Genomic DNA, 22,081 nt, shown 5'->3' on the forward strand with positions numbered 1-22,081 from the left:
CGGCGATCCCGGAGCGCTGGCGCGCGGTCGTGCGGGAAGCGGCGGAGCAGTGCGAGCGGCTGTGGCTGCCGCGCTGGGAACCGCTGCGGAGCGCGGCTGCCTACCTGTCAGTGCCGGTGGAGGGACTGGGTCTGCTGGCCACGACGCGTCAGGGAGAGCTGCCAGGCCTGGAGGAGGCCTGTGAGGCCTGGCAGCCCATGGATCGTCCTACACCTGCAGCGACCATCTGCTCGGCTGCGACATCGCCTGCTGCGACATCGCCTGCTGCGACCTTGCCAGCAGCGACAACACCGGCAGCTGCATCCGCGGCTGTGGCCACCATCACCCTGGCGATCGGGCCGGAAGGGGGTTGGTCTGAGCGCGAGGAGGAACTCGCAGTGGCCGCTGGCTGGCAGCTGGTGCAGCTTGGACCCACGATCCTGCGGAGCTCCACCGCTGCTGTGGCCGGCGTGGCCCGCCTGGTGGCCTGGCGGGCGCAGCTGGGGAGCAGCTGATTCAGACCTGAGCCGGGGCGATGCCCGCAGACTTCAACTGCGGAACATGCCGGCGGCCATGCTGCGGAAGCCGGCCAGGTTGGCGCCACCACGGCGGCGGCGGGTCACGGCAGCGCCGGGCACCAGGCAATCGGGCGCGAAGGTGGTCAGGCTGGGGGCCGGCCGGCTGGCGGCAGCGGCAGCCAGCTCGGCGGCGATGGCTTCAGCGGTGGTGAGCTCAACGCCGGAGGAGGGCGCAGCCTCCTGGATGGCGGGAGCGACTGCCTCAGCAGCCGTGACACCTTTGTCCTTGCTGGCTTTGGGGGCTTTGGCCTCCGCCTTCTCCTGAGCCGCCGGCGGAGCGACCGGGGCCACGACCACGGCGGGCTTCTTGCTGTCTGGGGTCTTGGCGTCGCCGCCCAGCTCAAGGAAGAACGACGGCTTGAGCTTGAACACCATGGCGGCGTCGAAAGACTGGCCCGATTATCCGCTCCCGGCGGCACGATGCGGCCCAGCGCTTAGATCTGTGCAACACATCGATCGACCCTGGCCCTGTGCTGAGCACCCCCATCCCGGCCCAGACCGCCGCGCACTGGCTGCTGGCCCTGGCCCTGAATGGAATCCTGATCAGCCTGGCCCAGCCCCTGCCGCTGCTCACCCGTGCCGGCTGGATCCATGCCGGCCTGCTCGGCACTCTGCTGTGGGGCTGCCTGGGGGCCGCCGGCTGGTGGGCCGTGGTGGCCTACCTGGCTCTGGGGTCGGCCGTCACCCGCCTGGGGCTGCGCCGCAAACAGGAGCAGGGTCTCGCCGAAGCCAGAGGCGGCCGCCGCGGGCCGGAGAATGTCTGGGGATCGGCCCTCACCGGCACCGTTCTGGCGGTGCTGGTGCCCCTGAGCCCCCCGCACTGGCAGCCGCTGCTGCTGATCGGTTTCGCCGCCAGTTTTGCCGCCAAGCTGGCGGACACCTTCGGCAGTGAGATCGGCAAGCGCTGGGGCCGGCACACGCTGCTGATCACCAGCCTGCGGCCGGTACCGCCCGGCACGGAAGGAGCCGTGAGCCTTGAAGGCACGGCCGCCAGCCTGGCCGGCAGTGCCCTGATGGCCCTGATCCTGCTGGCTCTGGGCGTGCTGCCGGACTGGTTCAGCTGGGGCCTGGTCACGGCCGTGGGGCTGGCGGCCACCCTGCTGGAGAGCTGGCTCGGCGCCACCGTGCAGCAACGGGTCGCCTGGCTCACCAACGAGGTGATCAATGGCCTCCAGACCCTGGTGGCCGCCCTGCTGGCGATGGGGGCGGCTCGTCTGCTCACGTCTGCTGCATTGCCGGGCGGTTGAGCTCCTGCCATTGCTGCGCCTCCCGTTGCAGCCGCTGCAGCAGGGCGTCGGTTTGACGCTGGGCCATGCGTGGATGGAGGCCGAGCTCGCGCCCCAGAGCCACCCAGGTGTCGCCCTGCAGATGGCGACCGTTCAGCAGCTGCCGCTCCTGAGGACTGAGCTGGGCCAGGCGCTGCCGCAGCCAGTGCAGGCTGGCCTGATCTTGAGGATCTGGATCGGTTTCCGCGGAGGATGAGGCAGGAGAAACAGAGGCCGAAGGATCAGCCAACTGGTCCAGCAGGCAGCTGCCGCAGCCCTCGCCGTCATCCCCGCCGATCGGGGCATCCAGGGAGCGCAACCGCTCGCAGGTCTGCAGATCCGCCGCCTGTCCCAGGGCTTCGGTACTGCAGGAGAGCTGGCGGGCCAGCTCCTCGGCGGACAGCGGTGGCTGGCCGTCGTGCAGGCGAAGCGCCTGGAGCCGTTCCACCCGTTGCTGCAGCTGCCGCAGCCGCCAGGGCGCCCGCAGGGGCCGGTGCCGATCGCGCAGATACTGCTGCATCGTGCCGCGGATGTACGGAACCGCAAAGCTGCTGAGGCTGACGCGCCGCTGAAGGTCAAAGGCCTCGATGGCCCGCAGCAGGCCGATCGCTCCAAGCTGGATCAGGTCGTCGAGGGGCAGATCGGTGCTGGCCGCCTGGAGTCGGGCCTGCAGCCGTACCAGTGGCAGATTGACCTGCACCAGGGCATTGCGCCAGTGCAGCCGCACATGAGCTTCGCTGCTGCAGGCGTAGGCCGCCAACCAGGCTCGGTTGATGGCGGCCGGATCCGCCGGTCCTGCCGTGCGCCGCATGGCAGCTGGGGCACCGGCGGCAGCGGCACTGGCTTCCGTGGAGGCTGCCGTGGGTGACGAGCGAAACAGGGGAACGATCGAGCCGACCATGGGGGAATCACGTCCGTCCTTTCACGGTCGGCCTGGAGGCCAGGCGCCCACATCCCCTGATCCGGTGAATCCAGCTCACCCATTCGGGTGATCTTTGCCGCCTCAAACAGCCGGCGTGGCGGTGACACGGGGATCCAGCTCGGCCCAGCGCTGCAGCGCCGGCCAGCGGCACACCCGCTCGTACACCTGCCGGTGGCCTTCGGCGTTGAGGTGAAGCCCATCGGGCTCGATCCACTGCAACCAGCGCGGATCGGCCGTGAGGGTCTCCAGCAGCGGCAGAAAGGGCACGTCCGCCTCCATGGCCGCCTCCTCCAGCAGCCCCTCGTAACGCCGCACCGACCCCAGGTCAAACCAGAGAACCTCGGCATAGGGCATCACCGCCTCATCCACCGGGGTGAGCCCCAGCAACAGCACCGGCGCAATCCGCCGGGCCTCCCGCAGCAACTGCTGCATGCCGAACAGAAAGGCTTCCGGTTCCAGCTGCTCACGGCCATCCGAGCGGCCCACCCGGGCGGTGTCATTCAGGCCGATGCCGATCAGGATCCCCTGGGGTCGCTGGCGGCGCAGCTCGCCACGGCAGTGCACTTCTGCCGGCAAGCGAGCGGAGAGGCGTTCCAGGCCGTCGCCCCGCACCCCGAGGTTGTAGAGCACCGGGCCCTGGGGCAGGCCCATCCAGTGGCGCCGCAGCCGCTCACACCAGCCGCCATGCTCCGGATCGCCCCAGCCGTAGACCAGGCTGTCCCCCAGCACCACCAGTTTTCGGGGAATCCGGGTCGGGCCGGGCACGATCGACGCCATGGGGGTTCTCGGAGCTTGGAAGTCTCGCCGCTGGATCCGACAGCCCTGCCAGTTTCCCGGTCAGCTGCTTTCGGGCCCGCAGTGGTCTGGTTCGCCGTTCGCAGGTCCCCTGATGCCAACTTCGCCGTCTCCAGGTGGCCTCAGGCGAGCAGCAACCGCTGGCGCAACCGGTCGCTGAGTTCCTCCCCCAGCAGGGTGAGAACGGCATACACCGCCAGCAGGGCCGCGATCTGATCCCAGGCAAAGCCGCTGAGGCTTTCCAGCAGCTGGGTGCCCAGGCCCGTGGCGCCCACCAGGCCCACCACCACCGATTCCCGAAGGATCACATCGGTCCGATAGGCGCCATAGGCCAGGTAGGAGCGGGCCAGCCGGCTGTAACGGCCATAAAGCAGGGCCAGTCGGGGGCCGACGCCACCGGCGCGCAGGGCCTGTTCAGGGCCAGGATCTGCGCTCTCGACCGCCTCCAGCAGCAAGCGCCCCAGGATGCCGAGGTTGTGGAAGCCCAGAGCCAGGGCCCCGGTGATCAACCCCGGCTGCAGCAGAAACAACAGCAGCAGGGCCGTTAGGGGTGGGGGCCAGAGCCGGCCCAGGGCCCAGATCAGTTGCAGGCCGGCCCGGGCCCAGCCCCAGGGTGCCGCCAGCAGCAGCAGCAGCGGTGCCACGCCCACCGCCAGGGCGGCTGCGAGCAGGGTCATCACCACAGTGGTGCCGATCAGGTCGCCCCAGGGCAGCGCCAGCACCCCACGCCAGTCGCCCTGGCCCAGGCCCGGCAGACCGTGCCACTGCAGCAGATCCAGGAAGCGCACCTCCAGCCACGCCGCCGCCGCGAGCAGCAGGGGCAGCAAGACCAGGGCCGTGACGAGGATCTCGCGGCCCCGACGGCCCACGCTCGCCCGTTTCAGACCCAGGCGGCCCGGCATCCCCCAACGCCGCCGCAGCCAACCCACCAGGGCCTCGAGCAGCAGCATGGCGGCCAGCAGCAGCCAGAGGCTGGTCCAGAGTTCGTGGAAGGCGAGCGACTGCAGGGTCAGCCGCAGGTCGGTGCCGATCCCCCCCAGACCGAAGACTCCGAGCAGGGTGGCGCTGCGCAGCGCGCACTCGAGGCGATACCCGCCGTAGCTCAGCACCTGCGGCAGCAGCGGCGGGCTGATGGCCGTGAGCAGGGCCGCTCCTGGTGGGGCGCCACTGGCGCGCAATGCGTCAAGGGTGCGGGTGGGCAGGGCATCGAGCTGGTCGGCGGTGACGCGAGCCACCAGGGCGCCGTAGGGCAGGGCGATCGCCACCACCGCCACGGCCGGCTGCAGGCCCACCACCTGCAGCAGAAACAGCCCCCAGAGCAGCTCATGGATCGAGCGGGGCACCGCCAACAGCCGGCGGATCACCCCCGCCGGAGCTGAGCCAAGTCCGCAGGTGCCCCACACCGTGCGGGAGCTGGCCAGACCCAGCCCAAGCCCGAGGCCGAGGCTGAGGGCCCAGCCGACCAGGGCTACACCCAGGGTGATCCCCAGCCCCTGCAGAGCGGAACCCACCACCAAGGGGTCGAGGGAAGGCGTCACAGCCGCAGCGGCGAAACGACCCAGCAGATCCCAGCCACCGCCGTGGATCAGCTGGGGCAGCAGGGCAGCGACCGGCAGCAGCGCCAGCGCCGGCAGCAGCACCCAGAGCGGCACGGCGGGCCGCAGCCAGGGCCTGTTCACCGCCGGCAGCGTGGTCATCGGGCCTCTCCGGTTCGGGGCTCGCTGGATTGGGCCTCGCCGGCATACAGAGCCGTCAGGGCTTCGGGGCTGAGCGCGCCGGGCGAGCCATCGAAGACCACCTGGCCCTGGCGCAGGCCCACCACCCTCGAGAATCCACCGATCAGGTCAGGTCGATGCAGACTCAGCAAGAGGGCGCGGGGAGGGGCGGCCTGCGCCAGCAACAGGGCCAGCAGATCCTGGGCCAGGCGTGGATCCAGGCTGGCCAGTGGCTCATCCGCCAGCAGCAGGGTGGGCTGCTGACGCAGCAGACGGGCCAGGGCCACCCGCTGGCGTTGCCCGCCCGAGAGAGCAGCGACGGGCTCACCGAGCAGGGCCGGATCGAGGTCAACCTGGCGCAGGGCCTGGGCATTGACCTCCGTCTCCAGGGGGAGCAGCAGATTCAGCAGGGCCCGAGGCCAACCCCACGCGGCCAGGCGCGCGGCGTTGAGATTCTGCTGAACGCTGAGCTCCTCGATCAGGCGAAGGTCCTGCCAGAGGGTGCCGATGCGGGCCTGTTGGCGCCGCCGGCGCCGGCCGGTGCGGGCCTGCGTCTCCCCCTGCCAGAGCACCACACCCCGCGTGGGCTCGAGCAGACCATTGGCCACGGCCAGCAGGGTGCTCTTGCCGGCACCGCTGGCACCAAGCAGTGCCACGGTGTCACCAGGCTGCAACCGCAGTGTCACATCCTGAAGCCGGGGGCACTCCACACCATCCACGACCCGTCCGGCCACAGCAATATCCAGCAGCTCAAGCACTGGCGGAGCGGAGGAGTGAATGGCAGCGGAGGGGGCGGCAGAACCAAGGGAAGGGGCCTTTGGAAATCTCACCAGGGGAAGGGGGCGTCGACTGGACGGAATCCCTTGCACCCTGCCAGATTCAGGGTCGCTCCTCTGCGGATTCAGGCGAATTCAGTTCCCGTATCAATCCACGACCTTGTCATTCGGACCAAAGCGGCAGTTGAAGGCCTGCACATAGGCGGAGCCAACTTCGTATTGGCCATGGACCAGATTACGGCCGGCCTCCCGACGACTGGCATTGGCGGCCGTGATGTCGCAAGCATAACGCGGATAGAGACAACGCCCGACACATCGATAAAGTGCTTGATACACGATCCTATGGACGCTGCACAACACATACCGCAGCATCAGCGATATCTGATATCAGCCGTCAGCGATTCAGCAATTGCCCATTCCCATCAATCAGACGAAAGACAGGATGTCCGGTCAACGCCAGACCACCGAAAGTTTCACGAAGCAAGAAGACTATTTTGATCTCTCACCTTGAAGAAGGTTAGAAAGCCATGAAGGCAAGAAAGCCAGGAATCACTGAGGCGAACAGCCAACAGGCTCAACACTCTCAATCCGATCGATGGCGATCAGAACACGACCAACTAAGACAATGGTTCCTTGTTCGGGTCCCGTGCTTCAACACTGAAGTACGGTTGTCTGGGAATAAGAGAACTGCCCAGGCTCGTCATGGTGAATCAGGACTCGCGGGCTCTGCAGTTTGCGGTTGGAGTCAATCTGATCATGGCGGTGTCAGGGGCGATCGCATCCTGGCTCTGCAATGCCCAGGCTCTCGCCCTCGATGGCTTGGTATCAGGGCGGAACCCCTTGATGATTCTCGCCGGAGGACATCTGAGCACCCAGGTTCTGCGGCCACCCGACAGGCGCTTTCCCTTTGGCTACTGGGCACTGGAAACCCTGTATATCGGCAGTCGACCCCTCATGCTGCTGGGGATTTTGCTGTTCGTGGCGATCAGCTCGATCGCCAGGATTCTGGCCCAGCGGCATGGAGCCAGCATCACCCCTCCCTGAATTAATGGAATCGTGATCTACGCATGCCTGATGGCCACGCTGGGGCTCTTGGTCGTCTGGAATCATCACCGGCACTGACAGGGGGGCAAACAGAGCCAGCTGCTGGCCATGGAGCGTCGCGCCACTCTGGTGGGTGCAGCCATCAGTGCCGGCCTGGGACTGGCCTTTGCCGTCACCCCCCTCCTGCTCGACACACCACTGGCGGGCATGGTACCGGTGAGTGATGCCTGGATCGTTCTGCTGCTCTCTGGGATCCTGGTGGTAACTCCGCTGCACAGCCTCAGAGATGCGGTCAGCGAACTCGGTGGCGTAGCCGCTAGATCCACGGTCCGCCAGGCAGTGCTGAACATCGTCTTGCAGGAACTGAATGCACAGGGAATCCGCCTGGTTGACGACACCGTGTTCACCTCAGGACGGGCTGTTCAGGGGTTGCTGTACATCGATCCCGGCACGGCTCTTTCGGCGTTGGATGTGGATCTCCTGCGGGATCAGCTGGAGCGGACCTGCCGTCAACGCTTCGAGAATCTTGCTCTGGAACTGGTGCTGACCTGCCGTGATCCTCTCTGAGGGAAAGAAAAAGAGAAAGGCAAGACCAATCGCCTTTGGCAGTCAATCAACTGCATGTCCGGCCTGCACATAACGTTTGGTTTCAGAATCGCCTAGGCCAGCGGACTAACCGAGATCTCTTCTCAGTGTAGGAGAAGCAAAATGGAATGAACGCCAGTGATGCCACGTCACGCAAGCCGATACTTCGCGCTACTGCTTTCAGGGGCGTCGTTCCTGGCTGGAGCAATGCTTCATCCCTCTCCTGGCACAGCCCAGAGCATCCCACCCGATCAGAAACCCCTGTACGAACTGGAAACCGATTGTTCGATCAAGATGGGGCCGATTCAGAAATGCCGGGTGGATGTCTACGATCAGGGCACTGTGACCTACTACCGACACCGGATCGGCACGCAGGTTGAGCTGATCAGAATCTCCGATGACCCTGAGAATCGCATCGAACGTTTCGACCCCAAGGCAAAAGCCTGGGTTTCTGTCGCGTCAGCGTCTGGGCAATTCTCAACCAATACGATCTGCTTTAACGGGCGTGAGTTCTGCGTGATCAATCCTAACTTTCTCAACAGCCTCTACGAGCAGCACCCTGGCAAATACAGAGAGCGTGATCGAGTCGAGGTGATGTTTGACACCAACGGCAGAGTGAAGGCTTCCTGCTTTGATGACGGCTGCGGCCAGCCCATTGGAGCCGAACTGTGAGACGTATCCAATCCTCCGGATTCACTCTTGCGGCGTCATCACTCCTGCTGAGCGCGATGGTGGCCATGCCCTGTGGCGCTGAAACTCTCCCAACTGAATCACTGGGATGGACCCAGAGTCATGCCAGCGGGATCAACCCTTCGCCCGGGCACGAACGGCTCAATCGAGAGTTGGCAAAAAAAGGCGGAGGAAGCAGAGGTGGCGGCGGTAGCAGAGGCAGGCGAGGGCGAAGCGGAATCAGAATCGGGCCCAGTAGGGGCGGTCGAACGGGTTTCGGTCGACAGGGAATCAACCGGGGGAGTTACCGGCCCAGCAGTGGCTGGGGCCGCAGCAGCCATGGCCTCCGAAACCTCCCCCGAAGTAGCAGCAGAATTATCTGGCGGGGCAGGGGATCGTCCGGCGCCGTCTGGGGGAGGGCCCGCCGGCCAACCACGCTCATCCGGCGGACTCCAGGGTGGGCGCGGCAGGGCTGGCGCCGGGCCCGTCCCTGGGGCTGGGGCTGGTACGGACGCTCGCGCAGACCCAGCTGGGGGTGGTGGGATTCCAGGGCAGTGGGTTGGGGCCTCGGGGCCCTGGCGGCCTCATCGCTGATCAACAACCTGATCGACGCCGCCGTCGACTCCGGCAATCCCACCGTGATCGTTCCCGATACGCAGCTGGGCCTCCGTTACGAGAGTATTCAGCCGGTCGACAGCACATCAACCACGTTCTGGGCCGAGCGAGAGAACACCATTTTTCAGCTCACCGCAGACTGCGAACAGGGCCTGCTGGATGGGGAGCCACCGGCCACCCCAGAAGAAGCCCAGTTGCTCAATGCCTCGTGCCAGGTGGCATTTGGAGAATAAGGCTGGCCCTGGAGCCAGCAGTAGACGCTCAGTGGGAATGCAGCATCCAAGCCATTTCGTCAAGGACGACAATACGTTTTCCACAGAACAGAGAGCGGACTACCTGCGCATCGCCGATCAGGTTGCCAGAGAGCTCGGCAGTGAGATTCCTGGCCGGATCAGCCCAGCAACAACCGAGGCACAAACAAGCACCTCTGCTTTCACACTCTGAATTCACAGTTCCTCGCCCCTGCACAAATCATGATCTGAACGGAATCACGGCTAGATTGCCAGTCACACCTGAGCATCAGCAGAGGCCATCACCTTGAACAGTCCAAGCCTGTCGGCAGCGGTGTTTGACACGAAACCCTACGATCGCATTCACCTTCCCGCGGCAACGGGCGCAGACGTTCAGCTGCGTTTCCTGAACTTTCGCCTCACTTCCGAAACCGCCGCCGCGGCACTTGGCGACCGTGCCGTTTGCGCCTTTGTCAACGACACTGTGGACAGGGATTGCCTCCAGCAGCTTTCCTCTCAAGGCACCGAACTACTGGCCCTACGCTGCACAGGATTCAATCATGTGGATCTCTCCGCAGCTCGTGACCATGGCATCACTGTCACCCGGGTTCCAACCTATTCGCCCAACGCTGTAGCGGAACATGCTGTGGCGTTGCTGCTCACTCTCAACCGCAGGATCCACCGCGCCTTCAATCGCGTTCGAGAGTTGAATTTCTCCCTGCAGGGGCTAGTGGGCTTTGATCTGAACGCCAAAACTGCAGGCATTGTCGGAACCGGCAAAATCGGCCGCATTGTTGCTCGCATCCTGCGCGGCTTTGGGATGGTGGTTGTAGCCTACGACCCCTACCCTGATGCAGCATGGGCAGCTCGTGAAGGCATCACTTACGTGGATCCATTCACCTTGGCAAGCCTCAGTGATGTGATTTCCCTCCACATCCCACTCACTCCCGAAACACACCACATCATCCGCCGCGAAACCATAGAACGCATGAAGCCCGGAGTCGTCTTGGTAAATGTGAGTAGGGGAGCACTCATCGATACTGCAGCCTTGATCGATGCACTGAAATCCGGCCGTCTGGGTGGCGTAGCTCTTGACGTCTACGAAGAGGAGGAAGGCGTATTCTTCGAGGATCTCTCCGGAACCGTGCTGCAGGATGATCTTCTGGCACGAATGCTGACCTTTCCGAATGTGCTGATCACAGCTCATCAGGCCTTTCTCACCCATGAAGCACTGATGGACATCGCTCGCACCACAGGGGCAAATCTTCGGGCTCTTGCAGCAGGAGGTTCCTTCGTGGATGGCTCCGTGCTCACGTGACCCCCCCCCTCAACAACTCCATGACCAAGTCCACGAATGGAAGGAGCCACCCGATCGGCGCCACTGTGGAGCGCGGTGGGGCCAACTTCTGCCTGTTTTCCAGAACGGCATCGGCTGTGGAGCTGCTGTTGTTCGACGGGGTGAACGATTCTCACCCATCACAGGTGGTGACGCTGGATCCGTTGGAGCATCGCACCTACCACTATTGGCACGCTTTTGTGGCAGGGGTGGAAGCCGGTCAGCTGTATGGCTACCGCGTCCACGGGCCGTGGGACCCTTCGCGCGGGTTGTGCTTCGATGCTGCGAAGGTGTTGCTCGATCCCTATGGACGCGCTGTGGCCATAACAGAAGGTACGGGATTGATGAAAAGTGTGGTTGTTGATCCAGGAGCCTACGATTGGCAGGGTGATCAACCTTTGCGCCATCCCTGTGCCCGCACGATCATCTATGAAATGCATATCCGTGGCTTCACGGCCCATCCGAGTTCCGGAGTTTCCGAGGAGAAGCGAGGAACCTATGCCGGTCTGATCGCCAAGATTCCCTATCTCCAGGATCTCGGCATCACTGCTGTGGAGCTGTTACCGGTGTTCGCCTTTGATCGCCAGGCTGCACCCGCTGGTCAGACGAACTACTGGGGCTACCAGCCCCTGGGATTCTTCGCCCCCCATCCCGGCTACAGCTGTGGGGACGACCCGCTGGCGGCTGTCAACCAATTCCGCGACATGGTGAAGGCCCTGCATCGTGCAGGGATTGAGGTGATTCTCGATGTGGTGTTCAACCACACGGCCGAGGGAGGATTGAACGGGCCCACCTTCTGCTTCCGGGGAATCGACAATCCCAATTACTACCTGCTCAAGGACGGCGGGAGTCAATACGCCGACTACTCAGGCTGTGGGAACAGCCTGAATGCCAACCACCCTGTTGTGCGACGGATGATTATCGACAGCCTTCGTTACTGGGTTGGCGAGATGCACGTCGATGGCTTTCGTTTTGACCTTGCCTCCATCCTCGCCCGCGATTCGGCCGGGAATGTGCTTCCCAATCCCCCGGTTCTCTGGGACATTGAGTCGGACCCGCAGCTGGCGGGCACCAAGCTGATTGCTGAAGCCTGGGATGCGGCGGGGCTCTATCAGGTTGGCAGTTTCGTTGGCGACAGCTGGCGTGAATGGAACGGCCGTTTCCGCGACGATGCCCGTGATTTCTTTCGCAGCACACCGGGTTCCTTAGGACGATTCGCCGACCGACTGATTGGCAGCCCCCAAATCTACGGGCATAAAGAGCGTGAAGCGGAGCAAAGTATCAATTTCGTGACCTGTCACGATGGATTCACGCTCAACGATCTGGTTTCCTACAACCACAAGCATAATGAGGCCAATGGGGAACAGAATCGCGACGGCTGCGACGACAACCGTAGCTGGAACTGTGGCGTGGAAGGACCAAGCAACGACCCCGCAGTGGAACAGTTGCGGGCTCGGCAGATCCGGAACTTCATCGCTGTCACCCTGCTGTCTCTGGGCATCCCCATGCTGCTGATGGGCGATGAGGTCAGACGCTCCCAGCACGGCAACAACAACAGCTATGGGATGGATGATCCCGTGAACTGGTTCGACTGGACCCTGCTGCAACAGCATGCCGATCTGCATCGTTTTGTGAAACTGATGATCAGCCGACGATTGCTACGCGACCTTCACTCGGAACAGGAACGAACCCCCCTGAATGTTCTGATCCGTGATGCCACCAAGGCCTGGCATGGCAGTCGTCTCAACAACCCCGACTGGGGGGAGGACTCACACAGCATTGGCCTCACAATTCAGCTGAAGCGTGAAAACAGCTGGCTTCATCTGATCCTGAATGGCTACTGGAAGCCCCTTGACTTCGAGCTTCCCTTGATCGGCACAAACACTGTCACATCATGGCGGCGCTGGTTAGACACATCGCTCGCTTCTCCCAACGATATCGTGCCTTGGGAGATGGCCCCATCACACAGCGGGAATACATACGCAGCCGCAGAACGATCCGTCGTCGTTCTTTATACGACTGGATGAGGCATGCAACTGCGCGCGATCAGGCCCTCTTCGTCGGCCGCAATCCTCAGCAGATCCACGGGCCTGAGCCAGGCCACGGCCTCCTCCAGTTCGGCCAGCAGGGCATCGTCGTGCTCGCCGATGCCTCCGGTGAGGGCGATCACATCCACACCCCCGAGGCACGCCGCCATCGCACCGATACCGGCCAGAAGTCTGTGCCGGAACACCGCCAGAGCCAACAAGGCCCCCTCGTGGCCAGCAGTGGCAGCAACCCTCAACTCCCGCATGTCGGCACTCAGACCGGAGAGGCCGAGCAGACCGCTCTCGGTCTGAAGGCCGCGCTCGAGGAGCGCCGGCGACAGGCCCTGCTCCAGCAGGTGCAGCAGCACTCCCGGATCCACAGAGCCACTGCGGGTGGCCATCACCAGGCCCTCCATCGGCGTGTAACCCATGGTGGTGTCGAGGCTGCGGCCAGCTCGGATGGCGCAGAGCGAGCAGCCGGCCCCCAGATGGCAGCTGATCAGACGAAGGGGCTGAGCAGCCGTCCTCGGACGATCGGCATAGAGCCGACTGACCGTTTCACTGACATGCTGATGGCTCAATCCATGGAAGCCAAAGCGGCGCAGGCCCTGAGTCCGCCAGGCCTGGGGCAGGGCATAGGTGCTGGCCTCGGGTGGCAGGGTGCAGTGGAAGGCGGTGTCAAAGCAGGCCCACTGGGGAAGCTGAGGCCGCCAGTTGCCCACCCAGCCCATCACCCTCAGGGCCGGACCGTTGTGCAGCGGTGCCAGGGGCACCAGCTGCTCGAGAGCCTTGAGAGCCTCCGGGTCGAGCAGGGTGGGACCGATGAACCGCTCGCCGCCATGAACCACGCGGTGGGCCACCAGAAGCAGATCGACCTGCAGAGCCTCCAGCGCTGCGGGCAACCAGCCTGCGAGCACCTGCTCCAAAGCACCGACGGCGCGACTGTCCTCCCCGATTGCCGCTGCGGCAGCGTCGCCGTCCTGGTCGCCGGGGTGCCAGGGGCGCTGATCACGCCAGAGGCAGGCTCCATCTGGAGTGAACAGGGCAGCCTTGAGGCTGGAGCTACCCGCATTGAGAACCAGGAGCGCTACATCTGGCGCAGGAATCTGGCCAGCCATACCTAGGTCGCGACCGGCAGGGTCCAACGCCAGTCGGTGACTTCCGGTGCATCCATTCCGTGGGTATGGGCGTACTCACGGTGCCGAAGAATCGCCTCCTTCATGCGTTCCTTGAGGTGGGCGGCCCGGGAGCCAAGCGACGGAACACGATCGATCACATCCATCACCAGGTTGAAACGATCAATCTGGTTGTTCATCGCCAGCTCCAGCGGCGTGTTGATGTTGCCCTTTTCCTTGTAGCCGCGCACGTGGAAATTGGAATGGTTCGTGCGGCGATAAGTGAGGCGGTGAATCAGCCACGGATAGCCGTGGAAGTTGAAGATCACCGGCTTGTCGGTGGTGAAGATCGTATCGAAATCGCGATCCGACAAGCCATGGGGATGCTCCGTGGGCTGGGTGAGGGCAAACAGCTTGACCACATTGACAACCCGGATCTTGAGTTGCGGAATCTCAAGGCGGAGGATCTCCACGGCTGCCAGGGTCTCCTTGGAGGGAATGTCGCCGGCGCAGGCCATCACCACATCCGGATCATCAGGCTCAGTTCCGCAATCGTCGTTGCTGGCCCAGCGCACGATGCCGATGCCCTTGGCCACATGGACACGGGCTTGCTCCAGGGTGAGATACTGGAGGTGCTTCTGCTTATCGGAGACGATGATGTTGCACACGTTCGGCTCCAGCAGCGCCTCTTCAGCCACCGCCAGCAGGCAGTTGGCATCGGGCGGCAGATAGACCCGAACCACTTCACCGCTCTTGTTACCGGCCAGGTCGATGAAACCCGGGTCCTGATGGGTGAAACCGTTGTGATCCTGCCGCCAGACGGTGGAAGAAATCAGACAGTTCCAGGCACCGATCGGGGCGCGCCAGGGAGCGTGATGAATGCACGACTCCAGCCACTTGGCGTGTTGATTGAACATCGAGGCGATCACATGCGCGAAAGCTTCGTAGGTGTGGAAGAAGCCATAGCGTCCCGTCAGCAGATAGCCCTCCATCATTCCCACCAGGGTGTGCTCGGAGAGCATCTCCACCACCCGTCCGTCGCGGGCGAGTTCACTGCCGCCGGCATCCTCCGGCAGGAGTTCCTCCATCCAGACTTTCTTGCTCACCTCGTAGATGGCCTGAAGGCGGTTGGAGGAGGTTTCATCAGGGCCGAACACCCGCAGGGAATCGGGGTTGCGGGCGATCGTGTCACGCAGCAGGGCTCCGAGAGCGGCCGTGTTCTCGTACTCCGTCTGACCCGGCTGCTCCACCGGCACGGCATAAGCCTCGATCGGCGCCAGCCGCAGGCTGCGGCGCAGTTGGCCGCCATTGGCATGGGGGCTTGAGCCCATGCGGCGATCACCCCGGGGGGAAAGCGTCTGCAGGTCGGAGCGGAGGGTTCCGTTGGCATCGAACAACTCGTCGGGCCGGTAACTCCGCAGCCAGCTCTCGAGCATGGCCAGCTGTTCCGGATCCTTGTTGGGCGCCGCCAGCGGCACCTGGTGGGAACGCCAGAATCCTTCCAGTTTCTTGCCGTGGAATTCCTGCGGACCGGTCCAGCCCTTGGGGGAGCGAAGCACGATCATGGGCCAGGCTGGTCGCAGGGCCTCAGCAGATGTGCGGCAGTCCTCCCGCACCCGCTGGATTGTCCCAATGGCCTGATCCATGGCATCGGCCATGGCGCGATGCATCGCCATGGGCTCACTGCCCTCCACGAAGATCGGCTCCCAGCCATAGCCCCGCATCAGGCTCTCGAGCTCCTGGTGGGGAATGCGGGCCAGCAAGGTGGGATTGGCGATCTTGTAACCGTTCAGGTGCAACACCGGCAGTACGGCGCCATCACTGATCGGGTTGAGGAACTTGTTGATGTGCCAGGAGGTGGCCAGGGGTCCGGTTTCAGCCTCACCGTCCCCGACGCAGGCGAGGGCGATCAGGTTCGGATTGTCGAACACCGCCCCGCAGGCGTGCGACAGCACATAGCCCAGCTCACCACCTTCGTGGATCGAGCCTGGGGTTTCGGGGGTGCAGTGGGAACCGATATGGCCCGGAAAGGAAAACTGCTTGAAGAAGCGCCGCATCCCCTCGGCATCCTGTGATTTGTCGGGATAAACCTCGCTGTAGCTTCCATCGAGGTAGGTGGGCCCCAGCACCCCCGGAGCGCCGTGGCCCGGACCGGAGAGGTAGATCATCTCCAGGTCGTGATGACGGATCACCCTGTTGGCATGGGCCCAGATGAACGCCTGGCCCGGACTGGAACCCCAGTGACCCAGCAGACGCTTCTTGATGTGCTCAAAGCGCAGGGGTTCCGCCAGCAGGGGGTTGTCCTGGAGATAGATCATCCCCACGGCAAGGTAGTTGGCGGCACGCCACCAGGCGTCGACAAGATTCAGCTCCTGGTCACGATCGAGGTCCATAGGAGCAGCAAGCGATTCTCACTATCTTCGCATGCCGCTGAAGCCTTGATAGGCATATCCTAACCACGCGTTAACGCCTGACGCATCGGCGTAGAAGTCCAGAGAGGAGTTCCAGGGAGAGCTGTTGATTCAGAAAGCGAAAACAGCTGGATCAAGGGCAGCCAGCGGCCAGCCAGTTGCGAGGAAACCTCTGCGCAGAAGAATCAAATCCACCAGGACACACTGTTCAGCAGATTAAATCTACTTGAAGCAGCTTTAGCGCCAGAGAAGAAGCCCGAAAACCATTCAAAACGCCTACACGACTGCTGCAGAGCCACAACCACCCCAACACAGCCTCAGGCCGCCCCGCCCCTGCTGCAATGCCATCCATGAAGGGAAGCGCCAACCTGAAAGCCTAAACACCTATCCGCGGTAGCCAGAGACCGTCAGCAGCACTCCGCTGCGGATGGAGAACACTCGCTACCTGGCCCGAGACCGCTCCGGAATACGCCGCCAAAGACCTCACGCTCAGTCGCAGGCAAGACCATGACAAGGTCACCCAGAGGGCCAAGCCAGAATCACTATCGATTGAAGAAATCGCTTGAAGAAAGAGTCCAGAATTGACGCCTGAAGGCCCATCGCTCAGGGGCATGATTCCCGCGATCGCTACAGTCTAAGCCTCAATATTCTCATGCATCTTCAGCACGGTTGAACATCGTTGCCAAGCCTTGCAATCCAAGCTCCAGAATCGATTGACCATCCCACCGGATCGGTCAAGGCTGAAGCGCAGCTCCACCTGAACCGACAGCAGAGGCCCCCACGCATCATTCGGCCCGGTGCTGGTCCAGCAAGCCCTGCAGATCGGCTTCCCACTGCACCCGTTCGGCGGGGTCCCCCACCAGGGTGAGCGCGCCGCTTTCAGGCCACCAGTTCAGCCGCAGATTGGTCTGCTGCTCGTCAAACACAAACAGTTCGTAGGCCCCCTTGTGCTCCCAGTGGCCGGGATGGCCGAGGCGCTCCACGAGGCTGCGCAACTCCTCCAGGGTTCCGGAAAACTGCATGGACGGACCTTCATGAAGCTGAGGGAACGCTAAGCACAATTTCGGCCGCTTTCCACAGGAGGCCAGGCCAACCCCCAGCCTCCAAGGCTCAGTTCTGCCCTCGCCTGAGCAGATCAGCGAATCTTGCCGATCTGCCGTCCCACCTGCTCGATCTTCTGGTAGTCCGACGCCTGGGCCTGGGTGAACTGCTGGGCGCCGAACAGCTCAAGAATCTGCTTCTGCTCGGGATCCTTCGGCCTCCAGCTCACGATCGCCGCCTGGATACGGCCCGTGAAGCCCTTGCCAAAGCGCTTGTCCAGGCCTGGCTGGGCGATCCAGTGGTAATCGGGGTAGGGCGGTGTACGCCAGATCGCGATCACCTTGCTTCGGTTCACCTTGCCCTCCCGCAGGCTGCTCTTCCAGACCTGCTCATTCACCACGCCGGCCTGATACGCACCGCTCTGCACCAGGGCGATCGTGGCGTCGTGGCTGCCACTGAACCCCGGTGCACCCCCGGCGAAGGATTTGAGGCTCACACCGGCCTGATTGAGGAAATACTGGGGCATCAGCCGGCCGGAGGTGGAACTCTCGGACCCGAAGGTGAAGCGCTTGCCCTTGAGAGCCGTCAGGCCCTTCTGGTTGCTGAGGGGCTTGAGGCCACTGGCGGTGTTGGCGATGAACACGCTGTGGAACGCGGCATCGATGTCGCGCTGGGCAATCACCGTCGCCCCCGGCTTCTGCAGACGGGCCTGCACGCCGGTGAGGCCACCGAACCAGACCAGATCGAGATTGCCGGTGCGGAATGCACTCACGGCAGCGGTGTAGTCGGTCATGGGCACGTACTTCACCGGCACGCCCAATTGCTGACCCAGCTCATCGGCCACCAGGCCGTAGAGCCGATTCAGCTTCTCGGGGTTCTGGTCGGGGATGGCGCTGATACGCAGCACGGTCTGCTGGGCCTCAGCCCGGCTCAGCAGCGGAGCGGCCTGGGGGTTGAGCGGAGGCAGGACCGCCGGCAGCAGGGCCAGGGAGAGACCTGCCAGCACGGCGGTCCAGCGGGCGCGGGGCGTCATGGTTGGTTGCAAGGGTGGAAAAAACCGCGCTGCAGCGGCAGCGCCGCAAGATCAGAGGGTGGCCAGGCAACGCTGGAGACGCCCGAGGCCGTCGTTGATCGTGGCAGGCGAAGCGGCGCACGACAGACGGATGCAACGATCATCTCCGAAAGCCACACCCGGCACCACCGCCAGGCCCACCTCCTCCAGCAGCAGCCTGCAGAGCGCCATCGAATCGAGGCCATAGGAGCTCACGTCCGGGAAGGCGTAGAAAGCCCCCTGCGGCGCGCGCAGGGTCACACCCGCAATCGCCTGCAGGCCTTCGGTGAGCAGAGTGCGGCGCTGATTGAACTGCTCTGCCATCGCGATCACGCAGTCGCGCGGGCCGCTCACCGCGGCCAGGGCTCCGTACTGGGCAAAGCTGCAGACATTGCTGGTGCTCTGGCTCTGCAGGGCGCTGGCGGCGGCCACCACGGCCCGGGGCCCCGCCAGCCAGCCGATGCGCCAGCCGGTCATCGCCCAGCCCTTGGCGAAGCCGTTGACAATGAAAATCCGGTCGGCCAGATCGGGGGCCACCGCCGCGAAGCTGTGGTGGCTGTGGCCCGGGGCCAGCAGGAATTCATAAATTTCATCGCAGACCACAGCCACATGGGGATGGCGGCGCAGCACCGCGGCGATCGCCTCGAGATCAGCCCGGCTGAGCACCATGCCGGTGGGGTTGGAGGGGCTGTTCAGCACCAGCAACTTGCTGGCTGGCGTGATGGCGGCGTCCAGCTGCTCGGCCCGCAGGCGGAAGCCTGCGCTGGCATCACTGGGCAGCAGCTTCACCGAAGCACCGGCCAGCTGGGCGAGTTCCGGGTAGCTGAGCCAGTAGGGGGAGGGAAGCAACACCTCATCGCCAGGGCCCAGCAGTACCTGGAAGAGGTTGTAGAGCGCCTGCTTGCCACCGTTGGTCACCAGCACCTGGTCACTGCTGGTGGACACCCCGTTCTCCGCCGAGAGCTTGGTGGCGATCGCCTGGCGCAGCTCCGGCTCACCAGCGGCTGGGCCATAGCGGGTATGACCGCTCTCGAGGGCGTCCGCTGCGGCCGTGCGGATGAAGGCTGGCGTATCGAAATCAGGTTCGCCGGCACTGAGGCTGCAGATATCCCGCCCCTCAGAGCGCAGCTGCTTGGCTTTGGCGGCGATCGCCAGGGTGAGAGAGGGCTGCAACGCCTGCGCCCGGGCAGACAGCGTCAACGGGGCCGGCATGGGACAGGCGCGCCAACGGGGCGCAGCTTCGGCGAAGGGGTCATCCTGCCCTATGCCCCGCAGCCTTCGGCCTGGGCCCTTCACCAATCGCCACGCCGCCCATCAGGAGCATGCCCGTGAGGTCCTGGTAGCCAGGGTGACGGCAGTTCCGGTCGCGTCGATGGAGATTCAAAGCGTTCTGCTACGGGGTTCGCGGAGTAGGCCGCGGCGTCGCTCTCCATGACATCGCCTGCAACCGGACCCGGAATGGAGAACGCCTCCCAGGTCACTGCCTACGGACTGCTGCAGCCTCTGCTGCCCGAGGCACCCCGGCCCAGCAGTCTTCTTGAGCGCCTCCTTCCGACCAGCGGAACCCTGCACGCCCTCACGGATCCCTGGATCGCCGGACGTTCCCATCTGGCCGAGCTTTTCTGCGGCTTGCGATCGGTGGGCCAGGTCATCCTGATCAACAATCCCCTCAGTGGGGCTGTGCTGCTGCTCGCACTGTTGCTGCAGTCCGGCTGGATGGCCGCATTCGCGGTGCTCGGCATGCCGGTGCCCATGCCATGGAAATCGCCATGGCATGGGATCCCTCCTCCAGGAGGCAGGGGATCGTGGGCTTCAACGGGGCCTTGGGGGGATGCGCCCTTGCCTTGGTTGCGCCCCCTGCTGGCCCCGCCCTGGTGCTCTGGTTGGTGTTGGTACCGCTCGCGGGTGCATTGAGTGCGGCCTGCCTGGAGGGGCTGAGGAGCTGGTGGTTTGGGAGGACCGGGTTGCCTCCCCTTTCCCTGCCGGCTTGCCTGATCGGCTGGCTGCTGCCGCTGCTGCTGGCTGGTCTCGGCGCAATCGGCATCCAGACCGATCCGGTGGAACCATCACTTTCATTGTCCGCTTCCTTGCCCTTTGCCGGGGAGGGTTCCCCCTTGCCATGGCTGGTGCAAGGTGTTGTACGGGGTTTCGGTCAGGTTTTTCTCTGTACAGGATTACCCAGCGGAATGCTGGTGCTCCTGTCGGTCCTTTTGGCCAGTCCAGTGGCGGCACTCCTCGGGGCCCTGGGGGCACTGACAGCAGCTCTGACAGGCCTTCTGCTGGGGCTGAACTCGTGGGAAGAGGTGATCTCAGGAGCGTACGGTTTCAACGCTGTCCTGGCTGCGATCGCCTTGGGCGGCATCTTTTTTGCACCCACCCGCCGGAGTGTGCCGATCGCCATCGCCGGTGCCGCTCTCACCATTCCGCTGGAGCGGATCCTTCTGGCACCCTTGACCAGGGTTGGCTTGCCCCTCTCCTCACTCCCCTTCGTCCTCGCCACCTGGCTGATGCTTGTGATGGTGCGGCGAAGACTGCCGGCCCTGGTTCCGGTGGCCCTTCACGCGATCCTCACCCCCGAGGAGCATCGCCGTCGTTTTCGAGTGGCCCGCCGCCTGCTGGCCGACTTCCGCCACCGCCTGCACCATGCCGCCTCCCCGGGTACGGGTCCAGGTCCATCTCTGGCCTCCTTCATGCAACCCGCTCTGGTGGCGAAATGGCTGGAGCTCTTTCGCCAGCTCGACCTCGATTCCAGCGGCTGTCTTTCCTTGAAGGAGTTACGGCGCGCCCTGGCGGGCGATTGTGCTCAACAGAGTCCTGCGGAGGTCAGAGCGTTGCTGGATCGGGTGCTGCAGCACATGGACCTGAACAGGGACGGCCGCCTGGATGCAGCGGAATTCGTGGAAATGGTCCTGCGGCTGCAGCGCCTTTCCCAGGGCCATGAACGCCTGCTGACCTACCTGCTGCCCGTCGATGCCAATGCCGATGGTCACCTCGATCGGGCTGAACTCCAGCGGCTGTTGCGCAGTGTCGGTGCCCGTCCCCTACAGCCCGAAGAGGAGGTCAGAATCTTCGGTCCGCAGCAGCGCCCCCTGACCTGGGGTGAATTTGTGGATCTACTTCTGCTCAGCTGAACCACTCATGTGAGCCGTAGGGTCATGGTCGGCGGATCTCCGATGCCCCGAGACAGGATTCCGCGGAACATTTCGCTGCCTATGAACCCTTTGATCCCCTCCCAGGAGGGCCAGCAGCCGGATGTCTTCCAGGCCGAGCGCTACAGCCCGGCCCTGCAGCCCACCAGAGACGCTTCACTCGCTGAATTCGCAGCCGCCTGTGCCGGTTGCCGCCGCTGTGGTCTGGCGCTGGGGCGCCAACAGGTGGTGATCAGCCGGGGGAATCCCAGCTCCCGCCTGATGGTGATCGGTGAGGGGCCCGGGGCCCAGGAAGACGCCACGGGGCTGCCTTTCGTGGGGCGCGCCGGCCAGCTGCTCGACCAGATGCTGGCGAGTGTGGGGTTGGACAGCAACCGGGATGCCTACATCTGCAACGTGGTGAAGTGCCGCCCACCCGACAACCGCAAGCCCACAGCCGAGGAGATGGCGGCATGCCTCCCCTGGCTGGAACGGCAGATCCAGCTGGTGGATCCAGCGGTGATCGTGCTGGCCGGCGCCACCGCCCTGGAAGGGGTGCTGGGGGTGAAGGGGGGGATCACCAAGCTGCGAGGCCAGTGGCGCCAGGGCAGCGGCACGGTGCTGGGTGGCCGCTGGCTGATGCCGCTGTTCCACCCCTCCTACCTGCTGCGCAATCCCTCCCGGCAGCAGGGCAGCCCCAAGTGGTTCACCTGGCAGGACCTGCAGGAGGTGCGGCGGCGCCTGGGTGAACTGGAGGCCGCCGCGGCCGGCAGTTCCCAGGGCGATCCGGCGTGAAGAC

At 64.2% G+C, this 22,081-nt stretch carries 20 protein-coding genes and 1 pseudogene; 11 read left to right on the forward strand and 10 right to left on the reverse strand.

What is annotated here, in order from left to right; translation table 11 throughout:
• Positions 1-494: RsmE family RNA methyltransferase (locus tag VB716_RS16700; RefSeq protein ID WP_323271074.1), on the forward strand; the 494-nt coding region annotated here is incomplete at its 5' end.
• 33 nt (positions 495-527) lie between these two features.
• Here the strand turns inward: VB716_RS16700 and VB716_RS16705 are convergent.
• Positions 528-932: a hypothetical protein gene (locus tag VB716_RS16705; RefSeq protein WP_323271075.1), complete on the reverse strand. Its 405-nt coding sequence runs from the start codon at positions 930-932 to the stop codon at positions 528-530.
• Between the two features lie 95 nt (positions 933-1,027).
• Between VB716_RS16705 and VB716_RS16710 the strand changes: the two genes are divergently transcribed.
• Positions 1,028-1,804 (forward strand): DUF92 domain-containing protein, encoded by a 777-nt coding sequence (locus VB716_RS16710; RefSeq protein ID WP_323271076.1) that lies wholly within the window; start codon positions 1,028-1,030, stop codon positions 1,802-1,804.
• On the opposite strand, the gene VB716_RS16715 is transcribed toward VB716_RS16710, so the two are convergent.
• From VB716_RS16715 to VB716_RS16730, 4 genes are all read right to left on the reverse strand, one after another.
• The gene (locus VB716_RS16715; RefSeq protein ID WP_197156495.1) at positions 1,776-2,723 is read right to left on the reverse strand and encodes a sigma-70 family RNA polymerase sigma factor; all 948 of its coding nucleotides are present in this window, start codon (positions 2,721-2,723) and stop codon (positions 1,776-1,778) included. The two genes, VB716_RS16710 and VB716_RS16715, sit on opposite strands and share 29 nt — an antisense overlap.
• A 102-nt stretch (positions 2,724-2,825) precedes the next feature.
• Positions 2,826-3,521, reverse strand: a complete 696-nt coding sequence (locus tag VB716_RS16720) for a GDSL-type esterase/lipase family protein (protein WP_197156497.1) — start codon at positions 3,519-3,521, stop codon at positions 2,826-2,828.
• 140 nt (positions 3,522-3,661) lie between these two features.
• Positions 3,662-5,236, reverse strand: a complete 1,575-nt coding sequence (locus VB716_RS16725; protein ID WP_323271077.1) for a PhnE/PtxC family ABC transporter permease — start codon at positions 5,234-5,236, stop codon at positions 3,662-3,664.
• Positions 5,233-6,012 (reverse strand): ATP-binding cassette domain-containing protein, encoded by a 780-nt coding sequence (locus VB716_RS16730; protein ID WP_323271111.1) that lies wholly within the window; start codon positions 6,010-6,012, stop codon positions 5,233-5,235. Before VB716_RS16730 ends, VB716_RS16725 begins: the two co-directional genes overlap by 4 nt.
• A 720-nt stretch (positions 6,013-6,732) precedes the next feature.
• On the opposite strand from VB716_RS16730, the gene VB716_RS16735 reads away from it, so the two are divergent.
• The 6 genes from VB716_RS16735 (at position 6,733) to VB716_RS16760 (ending at position 12,536) form a co-directional block, all read left to right on the forward strand.
• The gene (locus VB716_RS16735) at positions 6,733-7,074 is read left to right on the forward strand and encodes a cation transporter (protein ID WP_323271078.1); all 342 of its coding nucleotides are present in this window, start codon (positions 6,733-6,735) and stop codon (positions 7,072-7,074) included.
• Between the two features lie 108 nt (positions 7,075-7,182).
• Positions 7,183-7,641: a hypothetical protein gene (locus VB716_RS16740; RefSeq protein WP_323271079.1), complete on the forward strand. Its 459-nt coding sequence runs from the start codon at positions 7,183-7,185 to the stop codon at positions 7,639-7,641.
• Between the two features lie 225 nt (positions 7,642-7,866).
• On the forward strand, positions 7,867-8,331 hold the full coding sequence (locus VB716_RS16745) for a hypothetical protein (protein WP_323271080.1): 465 nt from the start codon (positions 7,867-7,869) through the stop codon (positions 8,329-8,331).
• 551 nt (positions 8,332-8,882) lie between these two features.
• Entirely contained in the window at positions 8,883-9,176 is a 294-nt protein-coding gene (locus tag VB716_RS16750) for a hypothetical protein (RefSeq protein ID WP_323271081.1), read from the forward strand.
• A gap of 304 nt (positions 9,177-9,480) precedes the next feature.
• Positions 9,481-10,491 carry a 2-hydroxyacid dehydrogenase gene (locus VB716_RS16755; RefSeq protein ID WP_323271082.1) on the forward strand — a complete coding sequence of 337 codons (1,011 nt, stop codon included), beginning with the start codon at positions 9,481-9,483 and terminating at the stop codon, positions 10,489-10,491.
• Between the two features lie 20 nt (positions 10,492-10,511).
• On the forward strand, positions 10,512-12,536 hold the full coding sequence (locus VB716_RS16760) for an isoamylase (RefSeq protein ID WP_322758535.1): 2,025 nt from the start codon (positions 10,512-10,514) through the stop codon (positions 12,534-12,536).
• Here VB716_RS16760 and VB716_RS16765 read toward each other — a convergent pair.
• The 5 genes from VB716_RS16765 to VB716_RS16785 all read right to left on the reverse strand — a co-directional run bounded on the left by VB716_RS16765 (position 12,521) and on the right by VB716_RS16785 (position 19,366).
• The gene (locus VB716_RS16765; protein WP_197159352.1) at positions 12,521-13,654 is read right to left on the reverse strand and encodes an acetate/propionate family kinase; all 1,134 of its coding nucleotides are present in this window, start codon (positions 13,652-13,654) and stop codon (positions 12,521-12,523) included. The genes VB716_RS16760 and VB716_RS16765 overlap by 16 nt on opposite strands.
• Before the next feature lie 2 nt (positions 13,655-13,656).
• Entirely contained in the window at positions 13,657-16,044 is a 2,388-nt protein-coding gene (locus VB716_RS16770) for a phosphoketolase (RefSeq protein WP_197156508.1), read from the reverse strand.
• Positions 16,045-16,847: 803 nt separating this feature from the next.
• Positions 16,848-17,084, reverse strand: coding sequence for a hypothetical protein (locus VB716_RS16775; protein ID WP_322758532.1), 237 nt, complete (start codon positions 17,082-17,084; stop codon positions 16,848-16,850).
• A 113-nt stretch (positions 17,085-17,197) separates the two neighbouring features.
• On the reverse strand, positions 17,198-18,136 hold the full coding sequence (locus tag VB716_RS16780; protein WP_323271083.1) for a putative selenate ABC transporter substrate-binding protein: 939 nt from the start codon (positions 18,134-18,136) through the stop codon (positions 17,198-17,200).
• A 51-nt stretch (positions 18,137-18,187) separates the two neighbouring features.
• A complete protein-coding gene (locus VB716_RS16785) occupies positions 18,188-19,366 on the reverse strand; it encodes a pyridoxal phosphate-dependent aminotransferase (protein ID WP_323271084.1) in 1,179 nt (392 codons plus the stop codon).
• A 246-nt stretch (positions 19,367-19,612) separates the two neighbouring features.
• On the opposite strand from VB716_RS16785, the pseudogene VB716_RS17550 reads away from it, so the two are divergent.
• The 3 genes and pseudogenes from VB716_RS17550 to VB716_RS16795 all read left to right on the forward strand — a co-directional run.
• A pseudogene (locus VB716_RS17550) lies at positions 19,613-19,885 on the forward strand (urea transporter); the annotation flags it as partial.
• A 38-nt stretch (positions 19,886-19,923) separates the two neighbouring features.
• The gene (locus VB716_RS16790) at positions 19,924-21,285 is read left to right on the forward strand and encodes an urea transporter (RefSeq protein WP_323271085.1); all 1,362 of its coding nucleotides are present in this window, start codon (positions 19,924-19,926) and stop codon (positions 21,283-21,285) included.
• An 81-nt stretch (positions 21,286-21,366) separates the two neighbouring features.
• The gene (locus tag VB716_RS16795; RefSeq protein ID WP_322758528.1) at positions 21,367-22,077 is read left to right on the forward strand and encodes a uracil-DNA glycosylase; all 711 of its coding nucleotides are present in this window, start codon (positions 21,367-21,369) and stop codon (positions 22,075-22,077) included.
• Positions 22,078-22,081 lie beyond the last annotated feature (4 nt).

It is taken from the genome of Synechococcus sp. CCY9201 (genome assembly GCF_034931105.1).
Classification (GTDB): Bacteria; Cyanobacteriota; Cyanobacteriia; order PCC-6307; family Cyanobiaceae; genus CBW1002.